Source organism: Herpetosiphon sp. (assembly GCF_003512625.1).
In the GTDB taxonomy this organism is placed as follows: domain Bacteria; phylum Chloroflexota; class Chloroflexia; order Chloroflexales; family Herpetosiphonaceae; genus Herpetosiphon; species Herpetosiphon aurantiacus.
In genome coordinates this window covers 40,501-53,096 of sequence record NZ_DOPT01000088.1, presented here as the reverse complement: position 1 = coordinate 53,096, position 12,596 = coordinate 40,501, and the positions used below count along the sequence as shown (strand labels likewise).

Sequence of the window (12,596 nt, the reverse complement as noted above, 5' to 3'; positions counted from 1 at the left end):
CTTCGTGGCCTTCGTCGATTATTCAAAGGAGTTTTATCATGCTTAATCGTCGCCAATTGCTAGGGCTAGCGCCAAACTTTCAGGTTGTTCAACGCCAACCTATCGCGGTTAGCCCAGCCCAACGTGATGTTTTGATTTGTGTATTTCAGCGGGGCGGAGCCGATGGATTGAACATGGTTGTGCCGCATGGCGAGGCTGCCTACTACCAAGCTCGCCCAAATGTGGCGATTGCCCAGCCCAACCAACAATTGGGGGCAATTGATCTTGATGGATTTTTTGGGCTGCACCCCAGCCTTGAGCCATTCAAAGAAATTTGGAATGCCAAACAACTGGCGATCGTGCATGCATGCGGCTCGCCCGACCCAACCCACTCGCATTTTGATGCCATGGATTATATGGAGCGAGGCACACCTGGCCAAAAGAGCGACCCGCGCGGCTGGCTAGGGCGGCATCTAGCAGCAACTCAACAAAGCAACGATTCACCATTTCGCGCCGTAGGGTTTGGCTCGTTGCTCCAAGCCTCATTGCGCGGCGGCTCGGCCACAGCACTCACCAGCCTTGAGGCTTTTAATCTTCAAGCCAACCGCCTAGAACTACCCAAACTTCGTGCTGCCCATGGTCAACTCTATCGTGGCTCGGGCATGTTGGTTGGAGCCGCCCAACAAACTTTTGCGGCACTTGAAATTATGCAAAAACTCAATCCAAGCCAATATCAACCGAGCGATGGTGCGGTGTATCCTGATAGCCCTTATGGCAAGGCTTTAAAGCAAATTGCTCAACTGATCAAGGCCGATTTGGGCTTAGAGGTCGCCTGTGCCGACATCGGCGATTGGGATACGCATGTCAATCAAGGTGGCGCTGATGGCGAGATGGCCGCCAATTTGGCTGAATTTGCGGCTGGCCTACGGGCATTGTATACCGATTTGAGCGCCAATTTAGGCCGAGTGACGATTGTAACCATGAGCGAATTTGGGCGCAGGGCTGCTGAAAACGGTGGCGGCGGGACTGATCATGGCCATGGCAATGTGATGTTTGTTATGGGTGGCAACGTAACTGGCGGCATCTATGGCACATGGCCAGGCTTGCAGCCCGAACAACTTTACGGGCCTGGCGATTTAGCAATCACCAGCGATTTTCGCGATGTATTGGCTGAAATTTTACAAAAGCGCCTGCGCGACCAACAGCTTAATGAGCTATTTCCTGAGTATACGCCAAGCCAAAGTTACCAGTTAGTTCGTTAATCTTTACCCAAAACAAGCTTATCGCGCGGTAAATTCATAGTACAATCAGGATTAGATCCTATGATTGAGTTGTGAGGAATTAAGCAGATGGCTAAAATGTATCCTCCAAGCCTTGGTTCAAATAATGAAATCCCTTCATCAGAGCGCCTTTTATACGAAATCTTCCAGAGTCAACTTGATGCTGATTTTATTGTATTTCACAGTGTTGCTTGGCTTGGACGTGGGGCACGCGGCCAGTTAAGCGATGGGGAAGCCGATTTCATTATTGTGCATAAAGCGTATGGCATTTTAGTCATTGAAGCCAAAGGCGGTCGAATTCGCTATAATGCCAACCTACCAACCGATCAACAATGGCAAACGATTGATCGGTTTGAACAAAAGCATCAACTAAAATGTAGCCCTTTTGAGCAGGCCAAACGAAGCAAACATGCACTATGGAATAAATTAAAAGAATTACCTCGGTTCAAGCAACCTAAGCTGTTGTTTGGCCATGCAGTTGCCTTTCCTGATATTACAGCCGACTTCGAAATCTTACCACCAGATACTAACCAATCAACAATTATTGATAGCCGTCATCTTACCGCTATCCAACCTAAAATTATCAAGATCTACCAACAATGGCAGGGAAACCAGCGTTTTGAATCCTTAACTCCTGCAACAGTGGATTTAATTATTCAGTTGTTGGCTCCAGTCATTAGCATTGATATTAGTTTAGGTTCGCGAATCAATCAGTATCAAGCCCAATTATTAACGCTTACTCAACAACAATTTCAAACCTTAAATATGTTACGTCGCCAACGCCAAGCGCTCATTACTGGCTGTGCAGGGAGTGGCAAAACGATGCTTGCGCTCGAAAAAGCTAAACGCTTAGCGACGAACGAAGCAATGAATGTTTTACTGCTTTGTTTTAATCGTCGATTGGCGAATCATCTTAAAACTCTCAGTAGTGGGATTCAAAATTTACAAGTTTATACATTTCATGAGTTTTGCAGTACTATTTGTTCTCAATATCATATCAATAGTAGCAAACCAGCCAATATCGATGAAAAAACTTATTATCGCTATTTTTTACCTGAACAGGCCTTTTTGGCGAGCGATGATCTTAGTGAAGAAACAAAATTTGATGCATTAATTATCGATGAAGGTCAAGATTTTGCTGAAAATTGGTGGGATATTCTCACTATTTTCATAAAGCCAAATCCTATTTTCTATATTTTTTATGATAACAATCAACGAGTTTATCAAGAAAGTAACACATTTCCAATCAATCAAGACCCATTTTATCTTGATATTAACTGTCGTAATACTCAAAAAATCCATCGAGCAGTTCGTTATTTTTATCAGGGTAGCGATGCGGAAACCATCTCTGCCCAAGGCCCAGAAGGAGAAACAATTGAGGTACTATTGTATGAAACACCACAACAAGAACGAGAACTCTTGGGCGAAATACTCGGTCGGCTACACAATCAAGAACAAATTTCAGCGAAGCAAATCGTTATTCTCACACCATATAGCCCACAAAATCTCAATTTAGCCAATACAACAATTGCTGGGTATATTATTAGCGACAAGCCGCGCAACCCCCAACAAATACTGTGTTCTAGCATTCAAGGCTATAAAGGGCTTGAGGCTCCGGTCGTTATCTTAGCGGGATTGGATGAGCGGATTGATGCTGGTGAGGTTGAGCAGCTCCAAACCATTTTGTATATTGCCTGCTCACGGGCAAGCGGTCATTTGATTGTTTTGTTGCCGAAATCGGCCCCAGCTAAAATTCGGAAAGCTTTTACTGGATAACATGCTCGGAGCCAGCCATTGGCTCCGAGCCAGCTTAATTACAAGGCCTCAAATTCCTCTTCGCGTAGTTTTGTCCAAACCCAAAATGGTCGTCGTTCAAGATCAAACGTGGTTGGGTAGGCCATGCTTGCAGTACTAACCTGGCGAATAAGTGGATGGCGTGGTTGTAATTCGGTGGTATAGCTTCGATCCGTAAAGTGAATTTGAATTGTTTGTGGATCAAGTTGCTCTAACACCGTTGACGGAATAGCAAAACTTTTGAGTTGATCAATCGCCCGCTCAGCCATAGTCGGTGTTAGCTCTGGCAACTCACCATGTTGGATGAACCGAATCACATCATACGCCAGCCGACGATCTAACAGTGCGTGAGCATATTGATTATTATAGTCAAGCAGACACCCATAACATGCTCCTGAACATTGACAATCTCGACATAACACAGCGGCACGCTGGAGAATTGCAGTTAATCGGTCGTTTTGGGCAATTGCGTGGGCATAACCAGCCCCATTTGGCAATGTATCGTAGAGGTAAATTTCGGTGCTTAATTGAGAACCCTGCCGCCATGGCCGAATTCCCATGGCTAATTCACTGGGATTAATCTGTAATTCTGCCGCCGCCGCTCGTAATAAGGCCGAACCAAAGGAAAGCCAAACAGCCCTGCCAGCAGTTGTGCGCGGATCAGCATTGTAGGCGCTTGGAAAATTGAGGCCAAACAGCACCACATCGCTTCGCAATTTATGCAACAGAACAGCAGGTGTTTGAAGTTTTTCACCACAATCGTTGTTAGTTTCTGGTGATTTATGTTTTTTATCGGCAGTGAGCGAGCCATAACCACAACGATGGCAGATGTAAAAACCTCGATCATTTGATGTTTGGCCGCGATTGACCATATACAGATCGCATTGTTCTCGGGCAGCAACCCATAAGCGATCAGCATATTCTAAACGGCCACTTGAAACATCTTCACCTATTTCAAGTTGCGCCATTGAAGCATAACCCGAACGCTCTTGCCGCCCTCCACGGTATTTGCTCGGTTTGATGCCCCAATTTGTCCGAAACCCATTTGGGGTTATGGCTGCCAAAACAGCATCCTTCTGAAACGCTGTCCCACATGATTCACAGGGATTTGGAAAGGCCTCAGTGATAACACCCTGTTGATTGAAGGGTCGATAATGGACTGCACGGCATTCAGGGCATTGATAAAATTGACCCTGAGGCCGATAGCCACCATTTTGAAAGTGATCATAAATGCCAGCAACTTGGTATTGTTTTCCATCAACCACCAACTCACTGCCAGGCGCAAATTCAGAAAGCGCAATCTGTAAATCACGGGTTAAATCTTCATCAGGCATGTAACGCTGGGGTTTACTACGATACAGCGGCACAATATCAACCGGAAATGCATAGCGTGGCAAAATCCCTGCATTAATTGCCACTTCCAAAAGTTCCTCTTCTGGTCGTTTTTGCTCAAGTGCCTTACTGATCTGATCAGGTAATGCTTCTAGCCATGCCTGGACACGTTCTGAGTCATAGTATGTCGCTAAAATACTTGCTGCCGAGCGTAGAATGGTGTCGGTAAAGGTTGGGTCGGCTAACTGTTGTTTGAGTTTTTCGATCATGGCAGGAGCCTGATCAACCCTCCCAAACGCGCCTAATACCCCCAAATTATCAGATACACCCTGCATCTGATGGAAAAATTGTTGTAACACTAAGGCATAAATATGGCGTTGGGCAATCACAAGATTATCTATTGGAATAATGGGTAATTTGACTGCGCCAGTAATAATCTGAGCAACTTCACGAAAATAATATTGATCGTGACTACGATCACGCGCGAAGGTCAGTACCGCAGCTACGCCATCACTGCGCCGACCAGCTCGTCCAGCTCGCTGTTGATAATTAGCCACCGTTGGGGGCATATTATGCAAACCAACCACCGTCAGATCGCCAATATCAATCCCCATCTCCATCGTTGTGGTAACACTCAGCATATCAACCCGATGGGCTTGAGGATGCTCACCACGATCGTTAACTGCACCACTCGGCGTATACAGCGGAATAAATTGATCTTTAAAGTGGCGTTCGCGATCGCTGGCCTGTTTACGGCTAATCTGCGCTGTATGTTCCATCACATGCAATGGAAACGGATCAGCAAACATCGATGATTGGTTACGCGCATAATCAACAAGTTTGCGATAATAATTGCCTTCTTGCTGTTCAACATCGGTTAAAGTACATTCATCCATCGTATTTTGGCAGCGTAAACAAACCCCAAAAATCGATTCAGCACTCAAGTAGCGACAAGCCCGACATTGATACATGGTTGTGGTTAATAGTAATAAACCTAAACTAGCAATCGAGATTGCAAAACCAGGCTGAGTTACCCCTTGTACAGGACGCAAAATACCCATTCCGGTCAGTGCGTCCCACAGTTCATGCATCAATTGGCTGAGCGTAATTCCAGCAGTTTGGTTTGAGCTGGCAATAACCGCACGTAAATAACGTGTTATACGGTTGTCGTTTTCTCCCGCATTCCAAAACAAGGTCTGTGGGCTTTTTAAGGCTCCTTGATTCACCACTGTTCGGCGTTCCCAATACTCAATTAATGCCTGATCCCAATCGCGCGGATCAGCACTTGCCGGTAGAATCATATTCTCGCCCAATAAAATCCGTACAATCGAGGTGATTATCCCTATCGTTTGCTCAGTATCAAAGCCAGTCAAGGTTGATCCCGATTCACGAATATCTTGGCGAATATCCTTTTCTGCACTATCGAGCGGAACCCATCGTGCTAAGCCCAAGGCCTCAACCCCAATCTGCCGATCAGCCAATTCCCGCCGAAAATAATCATCAAGCACTGGGCGGGCTAAACGTTTGGCTTCTTCACGATTTTGCTGAAGCGTATTCCAAAAGCCATCTTTTTCCCCAAAGGTTGGATCAATCGCATGATCAATACAAAAGTTGAGGATTGCCTCACGTAAATTGGTTAATGCGTATGGCTGATCAGGGTTGGTAAGCTGTTGTTGATCAAGCAGTTTCATCACAATCTGACGAAAAAGGTCACGTGTTCGTTGAAAATTTAGCGTTCCAACTAGGCGTGCAGCCGTTTGTCGGCCATCAGAAAACGTTAGTAACTTCCGACCTCGATTCGGATTGCTTTGGGTAGAGGTCACCACTGTCGGTTGTACTCGCCGAAAGCTCCATTTATTTTCAACGATAGGTGTCGGAATTGATTGGCTTTTTTGGTCACGAGGGGGCTGAATCCGAAAGGCATGTTCCATCAAGACCGCAAAGAATTGCGGAGTTAATGTACGGAAAGCTTCGGCTACTCCTCTATCAGAGGGATAGATACAACGAGGGCAGGCTCTTGGCAAGCGCATACTCTCGGTTTTTTTTTGCTTGATCGTCTCGGTTTGTTCCCAGACCATCCGGGCATCAGCATCCGTTTCGCGGCATAGACCACTACTTTTAACGGAGCGATAGTTTAATTGCCAATCAGCCTGAGGCTGTTTATCAGGGTTAGGGTTTTCCAAGGCAAATACTTGATAACCACGACTATCGGCGACTATCCGCTCCAAATCGTCATTAGGATATGGCCACAAACGCTGCTCATGGGGATCTTCCGGGATTCCGCCTAAGAAGGCTAAGCCACAGACCCGACACGACATTAACTCTAAAACCCGTGAACCACAGCCACACCAAATAGTTGGGGTAGCATATAATTTGCCACATATCCGTTGGCTTGAGGGCAATTCCGTTACTTCGCTACATTGTGGGTTCATACAAGCCCATAGGCCAGGTAAGCCACGATACATTAGATGCATCCGGCTGGGCAATAATGGTTGCGCATCAGAGGTTGGCTCCATTTTGGCTAAAACGCCTGCTGTTAACATTCCAGCAGTTGCCTGTTGGGCTTGGGTCAGGTCAGCTTCTGCACCCCAGATCGTTCGGGCCAAACGATCAAAATCAACAGCCTTACGGGCAGTCAAACGCCGTAGATCCAAGAGCCGTGGATGTTCAAGCAACGTCTGATACAGCTGCGCTTCAGCCCATCCCTCGCCCAGTGTGCCACCTAAATCGGTGATTAAACCCTTGATGGTTGTAGCCGAAACAGTTGGCTCGGTTAAATCATGTTCTTGAACCGCACCTTGAAAATTCGCAAAAGCAGCTATTTCTTGGCTTGTCGGTGGAGCCGTGGGTTCCGCAAGTGCTTCTGTTTGGGCCGTAATCAGTTGAAATCGATCTGCCGATTGGCCAAAGAGATCAGCAGCAAATGCTTTAACCTTGGCCAGATCGGCTGGTGTTTCGCCTAAACTTGCGCTTGTGGCAATACAGCGTAATTGATTTGGCTCAATCATCAAGCGTTGACACAAGCGACGAATCAAATAGGCTACCTCAGCACCCTGCGCTCCACTATAGGTATGGGCTTCGTCTAAGACCAAGGTAAACCGATGGTTTTGGCGATCTGCAGCCAACCAATCGCGGGTTTGTTGCCAAATCGAGGCCTCAATCGGCCGAACCAACATATATTCCAACATAGAATAGTTGGTAATTAAAATATCAGGCGGCGCAACCTGCATATCCCAACGACACCACATTTCGGCACTATCAGGCCGCAGCCAACCGCCAGTTTTTTGGAGTTCGGCTCCCACATTCTTCCATTGTTCGGCCATTTCCTGATATTCGCGTTCAACCAATTCGCGCTTTTTCGGGTGGCTTGCCACCCCGGCAACTGGGGTTTGGCTTGTATAACGCCCAAAGGTTATTCGATTGCCTGCTAAATGGCGTGATTGCCAATCAAGCGCAGGATCATTGACCAAGGCTTTACGCAAACGACTTAGTTGATCGTTAACCAAGGCATTCATTGGGTACATAACCAAAGCCCGAATCGCAGCAGGTCGTCGTTCGTGGCGACGACTATGCAGCCAGGTGTTTCCATCCCATAAACCACGTTGTGGCTCAACCTTACTAGCTTGCCAACTGCGGGCTTCCCGTAGAATGTCAGCTAAAATCGGCAAATAAAAGGTTTCGGTTTTCCCTGAACCCGTCCCCGTCGATACAATTAAATGTTGTGGGTAACCATTGGCATCCCAAGCCGATGCAAGTGCCATTTGTTGATGTGCATACAATGGATAGCGTGGGTTCAGCAAGCCCAAATTGACGAGTGCTGCCAACTCAGGCCCAACCATGGGATGCTTAAAATCTGCTAGGTGGATTCCTGATTGATAGCGTGGCGTTGTTTCAATATAGGGTTTTTGGCTAAGAACACCATTTTGGCGAATTAATGCAGCCCGATCACGGGCGAGGCTCGAATTAGAGAGCCGATAGACGGTTTCAAGGGATACACTTACTATTTCCAAGAGTTCTTGTTCAACAAATGCTGGACTATACATTAATACAGCTCCTTAGATCCAAAGACGTGATTGGCCTAAGCTTGATTAATTGTCGTGCGCCATTGAATTCCTAATCGGGTTGTTAATACATCACGAACTTCATCACACAATTCCAAGGGCAATTTCAAGCGCCAATAATCGCCATCAGCGCTTGGTTGTTCAGTGATAAGAAATTGCAACCATTGCCAATATTGGGCAGGCAAGCCTTTAGGAATTTGCAAATGTGCGAGTTTCTCAACCCATCGTGCTTGGCGCGGGAAAGTTTGGGCATCAATTTTCCAACGCCATAACACCGCATAGTCATACTCTAAAGCGCTAAGTGCATCGGGATAGTGTTGGTAATAATAACGAGTCAAGTAGGCGGGGCTATCCACAGTTGGTCGCCATCGCACAAGGCAGTTTAGGCGGCGGTTGGTTTGTTCTTTTAAACGCCAGGCTTGATAAAACGGCTGCTGGGCAAATTGCGGATCATATATCTCAAAAACACCTTCAACCGTTAGGGCGCGAGCCTTTTGCGGATCAGGCACCTCAAGTTCAGCAATTGATGGCAGTGCCTGCGTCAGGGTCGCAAGCTCCAACCAAGGTAGAGTTTGTTTGATTAATTGGTGATTGGCCGAATCAAGCCCAATCACACGCCGCTCATACCCACAAGGATACGGTGAATGAGTGTGTTGATAAATCAGGCGTTGGACAAGCGAGAATGATCGGCGTTTAAGCTCCTGATCAATCCGTGGGTCGCCATAAATCACCAATTTTGGCTGGTTAAGGCTACTGGCCCCAATAACATAGGCCGGCATACAGCGATAGCTCGCCCCAAATTCACGTTGAATATCTCCATGATCAAGAAACCATTCCAAACAAGCAGTAACTGCTTGTTGCACAACCTCATATGTTGGCGCAACTGGTAACCATTTTTGCATCCATAGGCTAAGCTGGCGCACGTGCTGGCCAGGATACAGCGCAATTCGATATAAAAGTTGCTGCGGAAAGTATTCAAACGCTCTCTTCTGAAATAGAGGAAGTGTTGGGTTGATTAATTTCATCCAATCAACTCCTTAATCCGAGTCAGCACGAGTTCCAATGCTCGGGCATAGGCTAAAAAGAGACGCTGACAGGTTGATGGAAGTGTCGGTTGGGCGGCCTCGGCTAAAACAACCATACCAATTTCTTGAAGCCCCTTTAACCACGTTAGCGGATCAATATCTTTATCTTGTGGCATCAGGAGTGAAAGCTCATCAAAAAGGGATTCCCAAAATTGTCCAACTGGTTTATTATCAATAAAATCATCAATAATCTTAATAAATTGACGAAAAATTACTTCAACCCCAATTAATGCACAGAGATAAACCCGTGGATAACGTAATTGTTCAATATCTTTTTCATGGCAGGTATACCCGGCTTGCATAAGATGCTGATGGGCGATTTTGCTCATTAAAATTAATCGGCAGTTACGACAAGCATAAATAGTATGCTGAGAATGGTCATCAATAAATAATTTATATTCCCCATCGATAATATTCCAATGAGTTGTAATATCCGTTTCATATATTTCATTATGTGCAATTTTCCCATAAACCCGAATTTTATTGGTTGTAATTAACATTGTACGTTGAAATGCGTTGATATCATATGGATATAAAATATGGGCATTTTGATTAAATGTATGAATATGTGGCAGATGTTCAGTCAAAACAAGTGGAATAAATACAGCTTGTGCTCTCAGCATAATAATAGTATCAATTATGGTTGGTCGGCGTAGCTCAATCCAATGGTTCGTATCTAAAAGATATTGACGCAGCGTTGCCCAACGATCAAGCGTTTGAGTATCTAATACCAATTTACCTAAACGTTTTGGCAACACCTGTTGATTCATTAATTGGATAAAATGTTGCCATTGACGTGTCATTTTAGGCGTTTTAGCTGGCGAAGGTTGGCTTTTTTGCAGTTCGTAAAACCCTAAAAATGAACCAGGCTTTTGTCCATCGGCCTCAAAAAGCGCCAACCAACGAACAACCTGGGGGTTAAGACGCAGATTAAACTGAACTGAGCCAGTCTCAATCCGTTTGATTTGTTGCCAAATTTGGTTCTCCCAAGGGTATTCTCCAAGAACAATTGCAAACAAATTAATTGATTTTTGATACTGAGGTAAATCCATTAATATTTCTAAGCGATCTTCAGTAAGGTATGTAACGATACTATCGGGATCAAGCATTCGTGGTTGGTAACAATCAAAGATTGGGCTAATTGGAATATTTCGCCATGCGACCCAAAAAATAAACGATGTCCGTTGCAAATTCATAATTTGGGTAACAGCCAACGGAAGATCAACAAATCCGCTGGCATCCAGTGATAATGGTATTGTTACGCTATCCAGCGAGCTTTTTGCAACAATCTGAAGTTGAGCATGTGGCCATGCTTGAATCTGTAAACGACTCTGCTTGAGAATTGCGGATGTAAGGGCGGGTTGAACTTTATCTTGGAATACTATATTAACAGCTGATTTAAGCACATAATAGGTCGATTGATATTCAGGATAGGTATATGCCCATTGCAATTTTAGCTGTCCATCAATAGATAACATAAAGACAATCTCTGAATCAGAATCTAATTCTGGTTCAAGGAAATGGTCGCTAAGCTCAGATTGAGGCGGTAAATAAATCTGTAACACATTTTGAGCAGAAGGATCATTAATCAACTGCTTTTTTAATTGTATTTGTAATGGTTTATTCCAACATCCAGCTATTTTAATTAATGGTGGTTGATCAGCGTGAAAATAGTGAATATCATTAATCAAACCGATCTCTAACCCTCCAAGCAAGCTCACAGTTGGCGTTCCATAGGCCTCAAATACCGGGAAATCATAATCAGTCGCGTATTCGTTGAGATCAATAAATGAACAATCATCTGATGGCAAACGAACGGTAACCCACTTAAAAACAAAATCATGCCACAAACCTTTTGGCCTAATCGCCGCTTCATATTCGCTAAATAGCTTTTGGAGATTAGGATCGGCTGCCGATTTACTTGGCAATGCAATTAAATAACGCTCTCCCAATTGCCATGTCCGTAAGCGCTGACCAGAAATTTCATTGAAGATAACTGGTTCATCATTAGAAATTATAGGAAGATCAATTTGTGTATTGTAATTGATTCCATTAACGTGAATAGATATTAGTGTATTTAATGAATTAATCGGTAAATTCAAAGTATATTTATAAAATGTATCATCAAATACCCAATAAACTAATTTTTTATCCCAATCACTCCATAACTTCCCTTGCGGCTGGTTAAAATACAATGTACAATGTAGTTCAATTTGATTTTGAGAATGATTGTAAAAAAATCGCCGGAAACACCGCATTTGAATTGAATTGATTTGATTTTTCGATAAAACCTGATTCGTATTGAGACTTTGTTGATTTAATTCTTTTAAATAATACTGAATTAGGTCTAAAGTAATCGAACTATGTTCCGAATTATGAATACTCTGATAAAGGTGGGTTGTTGTAAATTGATGATCGATTAACCATTTTTTTAAATCTAACTCTAAATCATCAATATTATCAGAGTGAGTTAACAGTTGAAATTCATCGCTCGTCCATGTTAAGCGCATTGTACGCCAAAAACTCTCAAGTAGACGTTTATCCTGGACGAGTAAACCAGCGTGAGCTAAAGGCCATTTAATATTTTTCTTGCCATGCTGTGGAACAAATAAAGCAGCATTTGTTTCACGATAGAAGCGAATCCATTGGCTCGTAATTTCTGGCGCAATATTTGTACGAAGATTATCAAGATCTATTTGCGAATCAAAGAGTTGCTCACAGCAAAGCGTCCAATAACGGTTTAATCCGCCACCTCTTAGTGCAACCAGTCGTAATGCATACAAAAAAACCAAACGATCTTCATGAGTAAAGCGGGCCAAACGAGCGCGGATTTGGGTTAATGGGGATTGTAAGCGTGATGGTAAAAGATACTGACGTAATGTCATAAACAATTGATTTATTTCAGCATCAGTTAATTCTGCATCGCCAATTGGCACCAACAGCCAAGGAATCGTCGGTGGTTGATGGTTCGTATAGCCCAACAATTGTTTAATGCGCTCAATCCACGATGATGGCAAACAAGTTTGCATGATCGCATCACTCACTACTAGACTTGCTACTATGCT

The 12,596-nt window shown here is 44.3% G+C and carries 5 protein-coding genes; 2 read left to right on the top strand and 3 right to left on the bottom strand.

Going from position 1 to position 12,596, the window contains the following annotated elements; genetic code table 11:
- Nucleotides 1-38: 38 nt before the first annotated feature.
- Nucleotides 39-1,241 (top strand): DUF1501 domain-containing protein, encoded by a 1,203-nt coding sequence (locus tag DEF47_RS18765; RefSeq protein WP_012189230.1) that lies wholly within the window; start codon nt 39-41, stop codon nt 1,239-1,241.
- 87 nt (nt 1,242-1,328) lie between these two features.
- On the top strand, nt 1,329-3,035 hold the full coding sequence (locus tag DEF47_RS18760) for a nuclease-related domain-containing DEAD/DEAH box helicase (protein ID WP_012189229.1): 1,707 nt from the start codon (nt 1,329-1,331) through the stop codon (nt 3,033-3,035).
- Between the two features lie 38 nt (nt 3,036-3,073).
- Here DEF47_RS18760 and DEF47_RS18755 read toward each other — a convergent pair whose 3' ends face one another.
- The 3 genes from DEF47_RS18755 to DEF47_RS18745 are packed head-to-tail and all read right to left on the bottom strand — an operon-like array spanning nt 3,074 to nt 12,575.
- Nucleotides 3,074-8,428, bottom strand: coding sequence for a DEAD/DEAH box helicase family protein (locus tag DEF47_RS18755; RefSeq protein ID WP_012189228.1), 5,355 nt, complete (start codon nt 8,426-8,428; stop codon nt 3,074-3,076).
- Between the two features lie 35 nt (nt 8,429-8,463).
- Entirely contained in the window at nt 8,464-9,471 is a 1,008-nt protein-coding gene (locus DEF47_RS18750; RefSeq protein ID WP_012189227.1) for a hypothetical protein, read from the bottom strand.
- Nucleotides 9,468-12,575 (bottom strand): hypothetical protein, encoded by a 3,108-nt coding sequence (locus tag DEF47_RS18745; RefSeq protein WP_287045292.1) that lies wholly within the window; start codon nt 12,573-12,575, stop codon nt 9,468-9,470. The genes DEF47_RS18750 and DEF47_RS18745 overlap by 4 nt, the downstream gene beginning before the upstream one ends.
- Nucleotides 12,576-12,596: the final 21 nt, after the last annotated feature.